13 protein-coding genes and 5 tRNA genes are annotated in these 14,473 nt (G+C 66.8%); 9 read left to right on the top strand and 9 right to left on the bottom strand.

Annotated elements, in window-relative coordinates; all coding sequences use genetic code 11:
• Window positions 1–65 precede the first annotated feature (65 nt).
• The 6 genes from Herbaro_RS07825 (at window position 66) to Herbaro_RS07850 (ending at window position 2,848) form a co-directional block, all read left to right on the top strand.
• Window positions 66–141 (top strand) — tRNA-Ala (locus Herbaro_RS07825).
• A gap of 69 nt (window positions 142–210) precedes the next feature.
• A tRNA-Glu gene (locus Herbaro_RS07830) sits at window positions 211–286 on the top strand.
• Between the two features lie 51 nt (window positions 287–337).
• Window positions 338–413, top strand: a tRNA-Glu gene (locus Herbaro_RS07835).
• Window positions 414–476: 63 nt separating this feature from the next.
• Window positions 477–552: transfer RNA gene (locus Herbaro_RS07840), tRNA-Ala, on the top strand.
• 70 nt (window positions 553–622) lie between these two features.
• Window positions 623–698 (top strand) — tRNA-Glu (locus Herbaro_RS07845).
• Window positions 699–2,056: 1,358 nt separating this feature from the next.
• Complete coding sequence (locus tag Herbaro_RS07850; RefSeq protein ID WP_275013267.1) at window positions 2,057–2,848, top strand: enoyl-CoA hydratase-related protein; 792 nt, start codon at window positions 2,057–2,059, stop codon at window positions 2,846–2,848.
• Between the two features lie 7 nt (window positions 2,849–2,855).
• On the opposite strand, the gene Herbaro_RS07855 is transcribed toward Herbaro_RS07850, so the two are convergent.
• The 5 genes from Herbaro_RS07855 to Herbaro_RS07875 all read right to left on the bottom strand — a co-directional run bounded on the left by Herbaro_RS07855 (window position 2,856) and on the right by Herbaro_RS07875 (window position 6,863).
• On the bottom strand, window positions 2,856–3,749 hold the full coding sequence (locus Herbaro_RS07855; protein ID WP_275013268.1) for an SDR family oxidoreductase: 894 nt from the start codon (window positions 3,747–3,749) through the stop codon (window positions 2,856–2,858).
• A 61-nt stretch (window positions 3,750–3,810) separates the two neighbouring features.
• Entirely contained in the window at window positions 3,811–4,113 is a 303-nt protein-coding gene (locus tag Herbaro_RS07860) for a 4Fe-4S binding protein (protein WP_275013269.1), read from the bottom strand.
• A gap of 2 nt (window positions 4,114–4,115) precedes the next feature.
• Complete coding sequence (locus Herbaro_RS07865; protein ID WP_275013983.1) at window positions 4,116–4,430, bottom strand: hypothetical protein; 315 nt, start codon at window positions 4,428–4,430, stop codon at window positions 4,116–4,118.
• A gap of 98 nt (window positions 4,431–4,528) precedes the next feature.
• Entirely contained in the window at window positions 4,529–5,116 is a 588-nt protein-coding gene (locus Herbaro_RS07870) for an RNA polymerase sigma factor (RefSeq protein WP_275013984.1), read from the bottom strand.
• A gap of 181 nt (window positions 5,117–5,297) precedes the next feature.
• The gene (locus Herbaro_RS07875; protein WP_275013985.1) at window positions 5,298–6,863 is read right to left on the bottom strand and encodes a methyl-accepting chemotaxis protein; all 1,566 of its coding nucleotides are present in this window, start codon (window positions 6,861–6,863) and stop codon (window positions 5,298–5,300) included.
• Window positions 6,864–7,393: 530 nt separating this feature from the next.
• Here Herbaro_RS07875 and Herbaro_RS07880 point away from each other — a divergent pair.
• Complete coding sequence (locus Herbaro_RS07880; RefSeq protein WP_275013270.1) at window positions 7,394–8,305, top strand: LysR family transcriptional regulator; 912 nt, start codon at window positions 7,394–7,396, stop codon at window positions 8,303–8,305.
• Window positions 8,306–8,327: 22 nt separating this feature from the next.
• Here the strand turns inward: Herbaro_RS07880 and Herbaro_RS07885 are convergent, their stop codons facing one another.
• The 4 genes from Herbaro_RS07885 to Herbaro_RS07900 all read right to left on the bottom strand — a co-directional run bounded on the left by Herbaro_RS07885 (window position 8,328) and on the right by Herbaro_RS07900 (window position 11,456).
• Window positions 8,328–8,792 carry a RidA family protein gene (locus Herbaro_RS07885; RefSeq protein WP_275013271.1) on the bottom strand — a complete coding sequence of 155 codons (465 nt, stop codon included), beginning with the start codon at window positions 8,790–8,792 and terminating at the stop codon, window positions 8,328–8,330.
• Window positions 8,793–8,806: 14 nt separating this feature from the next.
• Complete coding sequence (locus Herbaro_RS07890) at window positions 8,807–9,544, bottom strand: SDR family NAD(P)-dependent oxidoreductase (RefSeq protein WP_275013986.1); 738 nt, start codon at window positions 9,542–9,544, stop codon at window positions 8,807–8,809.
• Between the two features lie 342 nt (window positions 9,545–9,886).
• Entirely contained in the window at window positions 9,887–10,468 is a 582-nt protein-coding gene (locus Herbaro_RS07895) for a DJ-1/PfpI family protein (RefSeq protein WP_275013272.1), read from the bottom strand.
• 70 nt (window positions 10,469–10,538) lie between these two features.
• Window positions 10,539–11,456, bottom strand: coding sequence for a LysR family transcriptional regulator (locus Herbaro_RS07900; RefSeq protein WP_275013273.1), 918 nt, complete (start codon window positions 11,454–11,456; stop codon window positions 10,539–10,541).
• Between the two features lie 205 nt (window positions 11,457–11,661).
• Here Herbaro_RS07900 and Herbaro_RS07905 point away from each other — a divergent pair, with 205 nt between their 5' ends.
• The gene (locus Herbaro_RS07905; RefSeq protein WP_275013274.1) at window positions 11,662–12,894 is read left to right on the top strand and encodes an ABC transporter substrate-binding protein; all 1,233 of its coding nucleotides are present in this window, start codon (window positions 11,662–11,664) and stop codon (window positions 12,892–12,894) included.
• A gap of 64 nt (window positions 12,895–12,958) precedes the next feature.
• A complete protein-coding gene (locus tag Herbaro_RS07910; RefSeq protein WP_275013275.1) occupies window positions 12,959–14,467 on the top strand; it encodes a CoA-acylating methylmalonate-semialdehyde dehydrogenase in 1,509 nt (502 codons plus the stop codon).
• Window positions 14,468–14,473: the final 6 nt, after the last annotated feature.

Consider the following 14,473-nt stretch of genomic DNA (forward strand, 5'->3'; position numbering starts at 1 on the left):
GAGATTTTGTTTAAAAAGATATTGTCTTTTGAAAATAGGTATTGCATAATCTCGCTTCTTCGCAAGGGGGTATAGCTCAGCTGGGAGAGCGCTTGCATGGCATGCAAGAGGTCAGCGGTTCGATCCCGCTTACCTCCACCAGCGACACCGGGGTTTCATCCGGTGATATTCCAAGCGAAACTTGGATGTAGAAATTAGCAGCACCTGAATGTCCCCATCGTCTAGAGGCCTAGGACATCACCCTTTCACGGTGAGTACCGGGGTTCGAATCCCCGTGGGGACGCCAGAATTCATATCGGCGTCGTGGTTTGATGCGGCGCAGATGGAAGCAGTACATGTCCCCATCGTCTAGAGGCCTAGGACATCACCCTTTCACGGTGAGTACCGGGGTTCGAATCCCCGTGGGGACGCCAGATTAAATGGTCCGGTTATTCGGATTGTTTAAAGGCCCGCAGAAGCGGGCTTTTTACTTCGCAGGGGGTATAGCTCAGCTGGGAGAGCGCTTGCATGGCATGCAAGAGGTCAGCGGTTCGATCCCGCTTACCTCCACCAGCGACACCACGGTTTTGATGTGGTGGTATCCAGGCGAGACTTGGATGTAAAAAATTTGCAGTACCTGAATGTCCCCATCGTCTAGAGGCCTAGGACATCACCCTTTCACGGTGAGTACCGGGGTTCGAATCCCCGTGGGGACGCCAAAAAACAGCCCGCTATGCGGGCTTTTTTTATGGCGTCCCCACGCGATGTGCTGAGCACATCGCGGCAGGGATTCGAAGGGTTTCGCTTGCAAGCGAAACCGCGGCCCGCCGACGGTGGGCGAATCCCCCGCTTGCGCAGCGAGCGTTAGCCGGCCGTACCGGATCCGCCAATCGTAATCTGTGCCAGGAACAGCCCGCATCGCGGGCTTTTTTATTTTCTGCGAGGCATGACGAACGACGCTGGATCCCGGCCTTCGCCGGGACGACAGTAAGGGATATGGCTCGAACGAACGGCGATTGGCGCTATCGCCCCAGTGTCGTTCCTGCGAAAGCAGGAGCCCAGCGTCGTGCAGCGTCCGGTGATGCGCGACGAACGACGCTGGATCCCGGCCTTCGCCGGGACGACAGCGAGGGAGATGGCTCGAACGAACGGCGATTGGCGCTATCGCCCCAATGTCGTTCCTGCGAAAGCAGGAACCCAGCGTCGTGCAGCGTCCGGTGATGCGCGACGAACGACGCTGGATCCCGGCCTTCGCCGGGACGACAGTAAGGGAGATGGCTTGAACGAATGTCGATTGCGGCTATCGCCCAAGTGTCGTTCCTGCGAAAGCAGGAACCCAGCGTCGTGCAGCGTCCGGTGATGCGCGACGAACGACGCTGGATCCCGGCCTTCGCCGGGACGACAGTAAGGGAGATGGCTTGAACGAACGGCGATTGCCGCTATCGCCCCAGTGTCGTTCCTGCGAAAGCAGGAACCCAGCGTCGTGCAGCGTCCGGTGATGCGCGACGAACGACGCTGGATCCCGGCTTTCGCCGGGACGACAGTAAGGGAGATGGCTTGAACGAATGTCGATTGCGGCTATCGCCCAAGTGTCGTTCATGCGAAAGCAGGAACCCAGCGTCGTGCAGCGTCCGGTGATGCGCGACGAACGACGCTGGATCCCGGCTTTCGCCGGGACGACAGTAAGGGAGAGGGCTTGAACGAATGTCGATTGCGGCTATCGCCCAAGTGTCGTTCCTGCGAAAGCAGGAACCCAGCGTCGTGCAGCGTCCGGTGATGCGCGACGAACGACGCCGGATCCCGGCTTTCGCCGGGACGACAGTAAGGGAGATGGCTTGAACGAACGGCGATTGCCGCTATCGCCCCAGTGTCGTTCCTGCGAAAGCAGGAACCCAGCGTCGTTCAGCGGCCGGTGAGGCGCGTCGTTGAGCTGAAAAGCCCCGCAAGAAAAGCCGGCCCCGGCCACACCGTTTCACGTCCCCGGCACTCAATCCATCGCCACTGTCCCCCAACCAACAATCTCTCCAAACTTTTTAGGCTATCCTCGACGACAAACCAAAATCACCCAGGAGAAAAAATGACAGAGGCAGCCCATCTCGACATCGACAGCCGCGGCGTCGCCACCATCACGCTGAATCGTCCCGACGTTCACAACGCCTTCGACGACAAGCTGATCGCCCACCTGATCGCCCTGATCGGCCAGGCCCGGAACGACGCGCGCACCCGCGTGTTGCTGTTGGCGTCCATCGGCAAGTCCTTCTCGGCCGGCGCCGACCTGGGCTGGATGCGGCGCATGGCCGATGCCTCGCGCGAGGACAACCTGCGCGACGCGCGCAACCTGGCGCTGCTGATGGAAACCCTGAACAGCTTCCCGGCGCCGGTGGTGGCCAAGGTGCAGGGCGCGGTGATGGGCGGGGGCGTGGGACTGGTGTCGTGCTGCGATATCGCCATCGCTTCGGAGGCGGCCTTCTTCGCGCTCTCCGAGGTCAAGCTTGGACTGGCGCCGGCGGCCATCAGCCCGTATGTGGTCGCCAAGATGGGCGTGTCGCAGGCGCGCCGCTATTTCGTGTCGGGCGAGCGCTTCTCGGCCATCCGCGCGGCGGCGGTGGGGCTGGTGCATGAGGTGGTGCTGGCCACCGAGCTGGATGAAAAGATCGAGCACACGCTGGCGGCGCTGCTGGCCAACGGGCCGCAAGCCATGCGCGCGGCCAAGCAGCTGGCGCAGGCCGCCAATGCGCTGAAGGTGACGCCGGAACTGGCCGAGTACACGGCCGGCGTGATCGCCGACCTGCGCGCCTCCGACGAAGGCCGCGAGGGCTTGCGCGCCTTCCTGGAGAAGACCGCCCCGTCCTGGACGGTGAAGCACTGAGGAGGTGCTAGGCCTCCAGCGCGTCCAGCGGCCAGGCCAGCGACAGGGGCGTGAGGCGCAGGCCGAATTGCGCCGCGGTGGCGGCCGGCGCGCCGGCGTCGCGCGGGGCGGCGATGCGCGCGAGCTGGTCGCGCACCGAGTGCAGCAGGGCCGGGCAGGCCAGGCTTTGCAGCGGCGCCGTGCGCACCGCCACCTCGCAGCCATTGGCCAACTGCGCCAATTGCGCCAGGCTATGTTCTTCCGGCCCGGCCAATTCGTAGATGCCGGACTTTCCCATTCCCAGCGCCGCCGCTTCGGCGGCGGTCGCCACGTCGCCCAGGTGGATCGGACGGCTGGTGCGTTCGGCCATCCGTTCTCCGTACAGCACCACCGGCGCGTCCGGCGCCGCTTGCTGCAGCGACTGCTCGAACGGCAAGGGTCGCGGGCTGCCGCGCACCACCGGGCCGAGCCGGAAGATCACGCTGCCCGACAAGGGCACCAGCACTTGTTCGACCATGCCCTTGGCGCGCAAGTACCAGTTGTCGGAAGCGGCGTCGGCCATCAGCGAGGAGAAATACACCACCCGCGTGCCGCGCGCGCCGACCGCCTGCGCCACGCGCCGCGCGGTGCCGACCATGCCGTGCTCGTAGGCGGCCCAGTGGTCGGCGCCGGAAACGCCGGTCAGCAGCACCACGGCGTCGGCGCCGGCAATGGCGTCGGCGCTGCGCGGGTTGCCGGTCCAGTTCTCGATCACTTCATCGGCCACCAGCGGCGCCGGCTGGCGCACCAGCGCCGTGGCGTGGGCGCCGGAGTCGCGCAGCAGCAGGAGCAGCAGGCGCCCGGTCGGGCTGTTGGCGCCGGCCACTACGACGCGCGGCCGCTTGACCGGGGGCGTCGGCTGGATGGGGTGGAGCTGGATCATGTTTCCTCCGGACTTTGTGGGGGAGAAAAAACGGCCGGGGTCGCCGGCCGCCTGGAGAGCGTCAGCGCCGGGTCAGCGTGATGGCGTGTTCCGGGCAGGCGGCCACGCACAGGCCGCAGGCGCGGCAGGCATCGGCGCGCGGCGTGTAGGCGACCTGCATGCCGTGCACGCGCAGCTTGAAGCGGTTGAGCAGGCCCAGCGCGGCGAAGTCGGCGTCGTCGATGCGGCGTACTTCGAACACGTCTTCCGGACATACCGGCACGCAGTCGGCCTTGCCCTCGCAGCGCTTGAGGTTCACCACCGGCACGATGATGCCGGGCGGTTGCTTGCAGTTGGCGGCCTGCATCGGGAATGCGGCGCCCATGTTCAGCCCTCGTCGCGATCGCGGCCGCGGCAGCCGAACATGCGCCAGCGCGACTGGAAGCGCTCGCGCTCTTCCGGCGTCATGGCCTCCCAGCGTTCGCGCATGCGGCGCTTCTTTTCATGCCAGCCGCCATGGCGTCCGCGGAAGCCGCCGAACAGGATACGGCACAGCACCAGCAGTCCCAGCGCGCGCCAGAAGCCGATCTCGGCCGCGCCCGGGAAGATCGGTGGCACCACCGCGTTCCACAGCAGCATCACCGCGCCGCCCAGCACGCCCACGCACAGCAGCGCGCAAACCGCCTTCACCAGGAAGCCCATGCGAAAGCGCCGGTGGGGGCCGAAGCGTTCACGGCCGCGTGGCGTGGGGCGAAGCTGATTGCGTTGACTGTCCTGGTCACGATTCTGGTCTTGATCCATCACATCTCCAATTCGTCATAAACCGCCTGCAGCCGCTTGCGCAGATGCAGGACCGCATAGCGCTTGCGCGCCAGCAATGTGTTGAGGCTGGTGCCGGTGGCGGCCGCCATGTCCTTGAAACTGGTGCCGTCGAGTTCATGCGCGACGAATACCTCGCGTTGGTTCTCAGGCAGCTCTTCGAGCGCCTCTTGCAGGGTTTCCAGCAGCACCGAGCGGGCGTAGGCAGCCTCGGGGCCGTCATCGGCGGCCGGCAGCGCCAGCTCCAGGCGCCAGGCGCCGTCGGCGGACTCGAAGTCGTCGATGTCGTCGGGCTCGGCCAGCGGCGCTTCCTTCTTCTTGCGGAAGCGGTCGATGATGCGGTTGCGCGCCACCCGGAACAGCCAGGCGCTGACCTGCTCGATCGGCTCGGGCAAGCGGTAGGCCTGGACGAACTCGTGGAACACATCCTGGAGGATGTCCTCGGCCTCGCCGGCGTCGGCCACGCGGCGGCGGATGAAGCCGCCCAGCCGCGTGCGCTCGCGCAGCACGGTGGCGGTGATCTCGCTGTCCTTGTCGCTCATTGCCTGGTTGTCGGGAATCGCCTGCATGCCCTGAAGACGGATCATCTGCAGGGATATTGTGTGGCCGAAAAAAAAATCGGCGGCGGGGGAAAGCGCCGATTCTAGCGCTTGTCCGGACGGACGGGAGGGACAACAGCGCGGGCGTTGCCATGGCGGCAACGCCCGGTGATGCAAGGGCAGGCGGGCAGGCGGGCTGGGGGGCGTGCGGTCAGCGGCGGCCGAACACCGCCACGGCGCTGGCCAGGGTCTCCATGCGCGCCTGCATGTCGGCGACCGCCCCGGCCGAGTGCTCGACCATGTCGGCGTTCTTCTGCGTCATGCCGTCCAGCATCAGGGCCGATTCGCTGACCTGGGCCACGCCCAGGCTCTGTTCGCCGGCGCTGGTGGACATCTCGCCGATCAGGGCGCTCAGGCGATGCACCTCATCGACGATGACGCCCATCTCGCGCCCGGCCGTCTCGGCCCGGCGCGCGCCGGCCTCGCTCTTGGAGACGCTCTCGGCGATCAGTTGCTTGATGCCGCGCGCCGCGCCCGCGCTGCGCTGGGCCAGGTTGCGCACTTCGCCGGCCACCACCGCGAAGCCGCGCCCGGCCTCGCCGGCGCGGGCCGCCTCCACCGCGGCGTTGAGCGCGAGGATGTTGGTCTGGAAGGCGATGCTGTCGATCAGGGTATTGATCTCGCCGATCTTCTCCGACGACTGCGCGATCTCGCGCATGGTGCGCACCACCTGCATCACCACCTCGCTGCCGCGGGCGGCGGTGTCGCTGGTTTCGCGGGCCAATGCGTGGGCCGCCTGCGCGGTCTGGGCGCTGTGCTGTACGGCCGCCGCCATCTGCTCGGCGGCGGCGGCGGTCTGCTGCAGGTGGGCATTGGTTTCGGCGGTGCGGTGGCGCAGGTCGTCGTTGTCGCCGGCGATCTGCCGATTGGCTTCGGCCAGGCCGTCGATCTGCACCGAGACATCGTCCAGCAGCGCGCGCAGGTTCAGTCCCGACTGGTTCACCGCCCGCAGCAGCAGGCCGATTTCGTCGGCCCGGTTCAGTCCCGGCGCCTCGGCCGGCTGGCCGGCGGCGACCGCCTTGGCTTGCTCCAGCACGCCGGCCAGCGGCCGGGCAATGCGGTATTCCAGCCAGGCGCCGGCCAGGCCCAGCGACGCCAGCATGACGGCGCCGGCGGCGGAGAAGGGCGAGCCCGAAGCCAGCCATTGCGCCGCCAGCGAGGCCGCCGCCGCGCCGCCCAGCGCCGCGCGCAGGCGCCAGCGCACCGGCATGACCTGGCCCAGGCGGGTCCAGGACATCAGGCCGGTGCGCACCACCAGGCCCTTGTAGAAACGCAGCCCGCGCGCGCGGCCTTCGCGAAAACTCTGGTACAACGCGGCCGCGGCTGCAATCTCTTGCGGCGCCGGGCGCGTGCGCACCGAAAGGTAGCCTTGCACCTCGCCTTCGCGGCGGATCGGCGTCACGTTGGCGCGCACCCAGTAGTGGCGGCCGTCGGCGCGGCGGTTCTTGACCAGGGCGGTCCAGGCGTCGCCGCGCCGGAGCGTGGCCCACATGTCGGCGAAGGCTTCCTTGGGCATGTCGGCATGGCGCACGATGTTGTGCGGCTGGCCCAGCAACTGCGCGGATGAAAATCCGCTCACTGCGAGGAAGGTGGAGTTGGCGTAGGTGACCAGGCTTCCGGTGTCCGTGGTGGACATCAGCGTGGCGTGTTCGGGATAGGCGTAGCCTTGCTCCTCGCTGTCGGCGGCATCGGGGACGTCCGGCGGCAGGTGGCGCATGACGGTCGGGGTAGGGTAATCGTTTTCGCGCGGCAGCGGGGCGAGGTTGCGGGGCAGGTCGTTGATCTTCATGGCGGTCGATGATGGCAATGCGGGTCCGCACCCGGGCATCGGCAAGCGATGCGGGTGGACGGGCGGGTGTCGGAATGGAATGCCCCGCTAGGGGCGCGCTGGGCCGGTGCGGCCGGCGTCGGGCCTGGTCAGCCGTCCTGGATTAGGATCATGTGCCCCCCTGCGGTTACGCCGTCCCATCTGCGGCGCCGGTCTGCATGCGCGTCTCGGCGCATGCGATGGGAATTGCCATATTTATAACTCCGGGGCGGGCCGAGCCGCGTCGGCCGGCTTGAGATGCATCAAGGTGCGGGACAAAATACCTGAGGGAAATATTGCCAGGCGCCCAGTTTCGGCGTTAATACGCGGCGGCGCCGATTGCTCTAATATCGCGGGCATCGCCGCAGGGCCGGCGGCAAATCAATTGGGGGAATCAAGGTGGGCACAACGACAATCTTGCGTACGGGAGCGGGCCGGCCATGAAGCGCGCCTTCGACGACTTGCAGGTCGGCAGCATCGAGCTGTTCTGCCTGGCGGCCGAGCTCTCCAGCTTCAGCGCCGCCGCGGTGGCGGCCAGCGTGACGCCGGCCGCGGTCAGCCGATCGGTCTCGCGGCTGGAGGCGCGCCTGGGCGTGCGCCTGTTCGTGCGCACCACGCGCCAGATCCGATTGACCGACGAAGGACAGCTCTACTTCGAGCAATGCCGCGGCGCGCTGGCCACGCTGGTCGATGCCGAGCGCCAGGTCAGCGGCCTGCACGGCAAGCCGGCCGGGCTGCTGCGCATCAGCCCGCCCACGCCGTATGCCCACTACCGCGTACTGCCCCTGCTGCCGGAGTTCCGCGCGCGCTATCCCGAGGTGAGCCTGCAGGTGCACGTGAGCAACCGCAACGTCGACTTTTCCGATGACGTCTACGACCTCTCGGTGCGCGGCCGCGCGCCGGACGACTCGAACCTGATCGCGCGCAAGCTGGAAGACGCCGAGATGGTGATCGTCGCCACGCCCGGCTACCTGAAGCGCGCCGGCACGCCGCGCGGGGTGGAGGACCTGCAGCGCCACGATTGCATCCAGTTCGACATGCCCAGCAGCGGCCGCCGCCGGGCGTGGACGCTCAAGGTGGAGGGCGAGGAGGTGGACGTGCTCACCGCCGGCAACTACGGCAGCGCCGAGGACGTGCTGGCCAGCGTGACGCTGGCGCGCGCCGGCGCCGGCCTGATGCAGACCTATCGTTTCGTGGTGGCGGAGGACCTGCGCGCCGGGCGCCTGGTGGAGGTGCTGCAGGAACATGGCGGCGTCACGCGGCCGTTCGTGATGCTCTATCCGCATGCGCGCCACATGTCCTCGCGCGTGCGCGCGCTGGTGGATTTCCTGGTGGAGAAGCTGCAGCGCTGAGGCCGCGGCTTCTCCGGCGCCGTCAATGCGGCCTGACCGAGGCCGTCACCACCAGGGCCACTGCCGCGTTGGCCGGCAGCTGGCGCTCCGAACTCGCGCTGCGCGCATGGCCGGCCTTGTCCGCCAGCACTTCGGCGAACAGCTCGGAGGCGCCGTCGAGCACGGCCGGCTGGTTGAAGAAGCCATCCGCGCTGGCCACCGCACCCTCTACCCGCAGGATCTTTTCCAGGCGATCGAAGCCGCCCAGGTGGCGGTGGATCTGCGCCAGCACGTTGAGCGCCGCCAGTTCGGCCGCCTGCCGCCCTTGCGTCACGCTGAGCTCCTCGCCCACGCGGCCGCTGAAGGCCATCTTGCCGTCGCGCAGCGGCAACTGCCCGGAAATGAACAGCAAGCCGTGCGCCTCTGCCACCGCCGCATAGCGGCCCAGCGGCTGCGGCGCCGGCGGCAGCGAAAATCCGAGCGCTTTCAACCTGGACTCGATTGACATGGCGGCCTCCGCGCTTACCAGCGGCCGGCGGTGGCGCCGCCGTCGACCGGCAAGATGGCGCCGGTGGTGAAGTTCGAATCGGTCAGGTACTGCACCGCGCCGACGATGTCGTCGACATGGCCGATGCGGCCGGCGGGTTGCAGCTGCTTGCGGAACTCCTCCGTGCCCGGCGCATGCAGCGGCGTCTCGATGATGCCCGGCGCCACCGCGTTGACCTGCACGTTATGCGCCGCCAGCTCCAGCGCCAGCGCGCGGGTGGCCTGGTTCAGGCCGCCCTTGGCCAGCACCGGCAGCAGGGCCGGCACCATGGTGGAGGGCTGCATGGCGATGCTGGCGGTGATGTTCACGATGTGGCCGGCGCGGCGCTGGCCCATGTGGCGCACTGCCTCTTGCGTGATGTAGAAGAAGCCCTTGAGGTTGGTGTTGATCAAGGCGTCGACATCATCGGGCGTGTAGTCGGCGGCCGGCTTGGCGATGAAGATGCCGGCGTTGTTGACCAGCACGTCGACCTTGCCGAAGCGCTCCATTGCCCGGTGAAACAGTGTGCGCGCGGTAGCCGGCAGGGCGATGTCGCCGGCCACGCCGAGGAAGTTGCCGGCGTTCGGAAACTGCGCGGCGGCCGCGTCCAGGCGGGCCTGCGTGCGGGCATTGCCGACCACGTGGTCGCCGCGCTCGAGATAGGCGCGGGCGATGGCCAGGCCGATGCCGCTGGAGGCGCCGGTGACGATGATGGTTTTTGCTTGCGACATGATGTATTCCTTTTTTCGTTGCGGCAGGCGGTTGCGCTGCCTTGGACGCAACTATAGGAATCGTCCCGACGCGGAAAAAGGGCCTGCGCAGAACAGGATTTGATACATGGCGGAACAAGGTGGTCGCGGGATCGGCGTTCGTTGCGCTTGGCGGGCGTTGAACGACGCTGGGTTCCTGCTTTCGCAGGAACGACAGGCAAGATAATCTTGAGCAGGCAGAGGGGTTTGGCGACCTCCTCGGTGCCGTCCCCGCGAAAGCGGGGATCCAGCGACGTTTGCCGCATCGCGCAGGCGCAAAAAAACGCGCCCCGAAGGACGCGTTCCCGGCGGATGCCGTTCGCCGTTCTACAGCTCGATCTTCGTCCCCAGCACCTTCAGGAACTGCGCCAGCCAGGCCGGGTGCGCCGGCCATGCGGGCGCGGTCACCAGCTTGCCGTCGGTGATGGCGGCATCCACCGCGATATCGGCGAACTGGCCGCCGGCCAGTTTCACTTCCGGCGCGCAGGCCGGGTAGGCCGAGACTTTCTTGCCTTCCAGCACGCCGGCCGCGGCCAGCACCTGCGGGCCGTGGCACACCGCGGCGATGGGTTTGTCGGCGCGGGCGAAGGCTTGCACCAGCTCGATCACCTTGGGGTTCAGCCGCAGGTATTCCGGGGCGCGGCCGCCGGCCACCACCAGCGCGTCGTAGTCGGCCTCGCGGGCGTCGTCGAAGGCGGCGTTGAGGGCGAAGTTGTGGCCCGGCTTCTCGGTGTAGGTCTGGTCTCCCTCGAAGTCGTGGATGGCGGTCTTGACCTTGTCGCCGGCCTTCTTGCCGGGGCATACCGCATGCACCGTGTGGCCGACCATCTGCAGCGCCTGGAACGGCACCATGGTCTCGTAGTCTTCGGCGAAATCGCCGGTCAGCAACAGGATCTTCTTCGCAGCCATCATCATCTCCTTGGGGGTAAGGCCGGTTGTCGGCCGGCGTGAAACTGGCGGGCGGCGCGGCATGAATGCTTCAGGCCAGCCATCGCATCTGACGCGTATCGCCCATCAAAAAATCCCGATTCATTTCCACGCATTCGCGCAGGTAGCTCCACAGCGCCGAGACGCGCGCCACGTGGCGCTGCTCGCTGGAGGCCACCAGCCAGAAGGTGCGGGTGATGGCGCTCTCGCGTTCCAGCACCGGCACCAGCTGCTCCGACTGTTGGGCCAGGAAGCAGGGCAGGATGGCCAGCGAGCGGCCGGCGCAGGCGGCGGTGTATTGCGCCACCACGCTGGTGCTGCGGAAGGCGCGGAAGGAGTCCGGTGCCACCGTGTCCTTGTAGCGCAATTCCTCGCTGAACACCAGGTCGTCGATGTAGCCGATGAAGTTGTGCCGGTCCAGGTCGGCCAGGCTGGCGATGGGCGGGTGGCGCTCCAGGTACTCGCGCGTGGCGTACAGCTTCAACACATAGTCGGACAGTTTTGTGACCACGTAATTACCCGACAGCGGGCGCTCGATGGAGACGCTGATGTCGGCCTCGTGCTTGGAGAGGTTGACGAAGCGCGGCATCGGCAGCATGTCCACCGTGATGTGCGGGTTGCGCGCGCAGAAGTGGGCGATGTGCGGCGCCAGCACGAAGGAGCCGAAGCCCTCGGTGGCGCCCAGCCGCACCTGGCCGGAGAGCTTGCTGTTGTGGCCGCCCAGCTCTTCGGCGGCGGCGTACATGGTGCTTTCGATCTTCTCGGCGTACTCCACCAGGCGGTAGCCGTCGGCGGTCAGCTTGTAGCCGTGGTTGTTGCGGTCGAACAGCTGGCTGCCGACCTGTTCCTCGAAGCGCTTCATGCGGCGCGACACGGTGGAATGGTCGATGCCCAGCTTCTTGGCGGCATCCACCAGCCCCTGGCTGCGGGTGAGTTCGAGAAAGATCCTGAGGTTGTCCCAGTCCAGCATGCGGTCTCCTGTGGGGATTGCGGGCGTTTTGCATTGGTGCAAAAGCATTTTGGATTTATGTTTATTGTACCGATATTAACGCACATGCAAAATGCAGCTGCTGCAGAGGAAACGCGTTCTGCGGCGACAGGAGGAATGCGGCACGACCCGGCGTCGACGTAACGCCCGGCGCGACCGACAACAACGACAATATCAAGGAGACAAGATGCGTAAGAACGTATTCGGCCGTCCGGTCATGGCCGCGGCGGTTGCCTGTGCGGTTTCCCTCTTCGGCGCCGCCGTTCCGGCCGCGGCGCAAGACGCCAACACGGTCAAGGTCGGCATCCTGACCGACATGTCAGGCCCGTATTCCGCCATGGGCGGCCAGGGCTCGGTGGTGGCGGCGAAGATGGCGGTGGAAGACTGCCTCAAGGCCGAGTGCAAGGGGATGAAGATCGAGATCCTCTCGGCCGACAACCAGAACAAGCCGGACGTGGGCGTGACCCGCGCCCGCGAGTGGCTGGACCGCGACAAGGTCGAGGCCATCGCCGACCTGACCAACTCCTCGGTGGCGCTGGCGGTGCAAAAGCTGATCAAGGAGAAGGGCGGCATCGCCATGTACAGCGGCCCGGCCACCGGCGCCCTGACCACCGCCGAATGCGCCGCCAACGGTTTCCACTGGATGTTCGACACCTATTCGCAGGCCGCCGGCGCGGCCGCGGCGCTGACCAAGCTGGGCAACAAGTCCTGGTACTTCGTGACGGTGGACTACGCCTTCGGCCACTCGCTGGAGAAGGATGCGGCCGACGTGGTCAAGGCCAACGGCGGCACGGTGGTGGGCTCGGTGCGCCATCCGCTCAACGCGTCCGACTTCTCGTCCTTCCTGCTGCAGGCGCAGGCGTCCAAGGCGCAGGTGATCGGCCTGGCCAACGGCGGCACCGATGTGGTCAACGCCATCAAGCAGGCGCGCTCGTTCGCGGTGGGCGGCAAGGACCAGCGCCTGGTGGCGCTGCTGGTGTTCCTGTCCGACGTCCATGCGCTGGGCCTGGACGCGGCCCAGGGCCTGGTCTACACCGACGGCTTCTACTGGGACTACGACGAACAGACCCGGGCCTTCTCCAAGCGCTTCGAAGCCCAGTTCAAGAACAACAAGCCGACCATGGTGCAGGCCGGCGTGTATTCGAGCGTGCTGCATTTCCTGAAGGCGCGTGCCGCCGCCAAGACCGCCGACTGGAAGGTGGTGTCGCAAAAGATGCGCGAGATCCCGATCTCCGACGTGGTCATGCGCAACGCGTCGATCCGCCCCGACGGCCGCGTGATCCACGACATGTACCTGTACCAGGTCAAGACGCCGGCCGAATCCAAGGCGCCGTGGGACTACCTGAAACTGCTGTCGGTGATCCCGGCCCAGCAGGCCTTCCGTCCGATGGACGCGGCCTGCCCGCTGACCAAGCAATAACGCTTCAGCTTCAACCGGGCGGCGCGCCGTCCGGCTCTTCTTTTTCACTTATGGAAACCGCATCATGAGCCAAGCCAACATTCCCAACGTTCCCCTCTACATCAACGGCGAGAAGGTGCAGTCGACCTCCAAGGAGTGGCGCGACGTGAAGAACCCGGCCACCCAGGAAGTGGTCGCGCGCGTGCCCTTCGCCAGCAAGGAAGAAGTCGACCGCGCCGTCGCCAACGCCAAGGAAACCTTCAAGACCTGGCGCAACACCTCGCTGGCCCAGCGCATGCGCATCATGCTGAAGTTCCAGCAACTGCTGCGCGAGAACATCGGCCCGCTGGCCGAGCTGATCACCCGCGAGCACGGCAAGACCCTGCCCGACGCCGAGGGCGAAGTCATGCGCGGCCTGGAAGTGGTGGAACACGCCTGCTCGATCACCTCGCTGCAACTGGGCGAGATGGCCGAGAACGTGGCCGGCGGCGTCGACGTCTACACCCTGTACCAGCCGCTGGGCGTGGGCGCCGGCATCACCGCCTTCAACTTCCCGGTGATGCTGCCTTGCTTCATGTTCCCCATCGCTGTGGCTTGCGGCAACACCTTCGTGCTCAAGCCCTCGGAGCAGGATCCGACCTCCTCGCTGTTCCTGGTCGAGCTTGCCAACCAGGCCGGCCTGCCGCCGGGCGTGTTGAACGTGGTGCACGGCGGCCCCGACGTGGCCAACATGATCTGCGACCATCCCGACATCAAGGCGGTCTCCTTCATCGGCTCGACCCACGTGGGCACCCACATCTACCGCCGTGCCAGCGAAGCCGGCAAGCGCGCCCAGTGCATGATGGGCGCCAAGAACCACTGCATCGTGCTGCCCGACGCGCCCAAGGACCATGCCATCAACAACCTGCTGGGCGCGGCCTTCGGCGCCGCCGGCCAGCGCTGCATGGCCAACTCGGTGGTGGTGCTGGTGGGCAAGACGCGCGAATGGATCCCCGAGATCGTCGAGCGCTCCAAGGCCATGAAGGTCGGCCCGGGCAGCGACCGCAAGGCCGACGTCGGCCCGCTGGTCTCGCCGGCGGCCAAGGAGCGCGTGGAGCGCCTGATCGGCCGCGGCGTGGAGCAGGGCGCCAAGCTCTTGCTGGACGGCCGCAACTTCAAGGTGGCCGGCAGCGAGAACGGCAACTTCGTCGGCCCCACCGTGTTTACCGGCGTGAAGGCCGAGATGGACATCTACACCCAGGAGATCTTCGGCCCGGCGATGTGCATCGTCGAAGTCGAAACCCTGGACGAGGCGATCGCCTTCATCAACGCGAACCCCAACGGCAACGGCACCTCGATCTTCACCAGCTCTGGCTATGCCGCGCGCAAGTTCCAGAACGAGATCGACGTCGGCCAGGTCGGCATCAACGTGCCCATCCCCGTGCCGGTGGCCTACTTCAGCTTCACCGGTTCGCGCGCCTCCAAGCTGGGCGACCTCGGCCCCAACGGCAAGCAGGCCGTGACCTTCTGGACCCAGACCAAGACCGTCACCGCGCGCTGGTATGCGCCCGACGAGGCCGCCGGCCAGGTCAACACCACCATTTCGCTGAAGTGAGGAGGG

This window comes from Herbaspirillum sp. WKF16, assembly GCF_028993615.1.
In the GTDB taxonomy this organism is placed as follows: Bacteria; Pseudomonadota; Gammaproteobacteria; order Burkholderiales; family Burkholderiaceae_D; genus Herbaspirillum.

Bases quoted from the DNA above. Each gene is read 5' to 3' on its own strand.
- Herbaro_RS07910 (WP_275013275.1), top strand. From the start codon at position 12,959: ATGAGCCAAGCCAACATTCCCAACGTTCCCCTCTACATCAACGGCGAG.
- Herbaro_RS07850 (WP_275013267.1), top strand. From the start codon at position 2,057: ATGACAGAGGCAGCCCATCTCGACATCGACAGCCGCGGCGTCGCCACC.
- Herbaro_RS07885 (WP_275013271.1), bottom strand. From the start codon at position 8,792: ATGTCAATCGAGTCCAGGTTGAAAGCGCTCGGATTTTCGCTGCCGCCG.
- Herbaro_RS07855 (WP_275013268.1), bottom strand. From the start codon at position 3,749: ATGATCCAGCTCCACCCCATCCAGCCGACGCCCCCGGTCAAGCGGCCG.
- Herbaro_RS07870 (WP_275013984.1), bottom strand. From the start codon at position 5,116: ATGCAGGCGATTCCCGACAACCAGGCAATGAGCGACAAGGACAGCGAG.
- Herbaro_RS07875 (WP_275013985.1), bottom strand. From the start codon at position 6,863: ATGCGCCACCTGCCGCCGGACGTCCCCGATGCCGCCGACAGCGAGGAG.
- Herbaro_RS07900 (WP_275013273.1), bottom strand. From the start codon at position 11,456: ATGCTGGACTGGGACAACCTCAGGATCTTTCTCGAACTCACCCGCAGC.
- Herbaro_RS07865 (WP_275013983.1), bottom strand. From the start codon at position 4,430: ATGGGCTTCCTGGTGAAGGCGGTTTGCGCGCTGCTGTGCGTGGGCGTG.
- Herbaro_RS07905 (WP_275013274.1), top strand. From the start codon at position 11,662: ATGCGTAAGAACGTATTCGGCCGTCCGGTCATGGCCGCGGCGGTTGCC.
- Herbaro_RS07880 (WP_275013270.1), top strand. From the start codon at position 7,394: ATGAAGCGCGCCTTCGACGACTTGCAGGTCGGCAGCATCGAGCTGTTC.
- Herbaro_RS07860 (WP_275013269.1), bottom strand. From the start codon at position 4,113: ATGGGCGCCGCATTCCCGATGCAGGCCGCCAACTGCAAGCAACCGCCC.
- Herbaro_RS07895 (WP_275013272.1), bottom strand. From the start codon at position 10,468: ATGGCTGCGAAGAAGATCCTGTTGCTGACCGGCGATTTCGCCGAAGAC.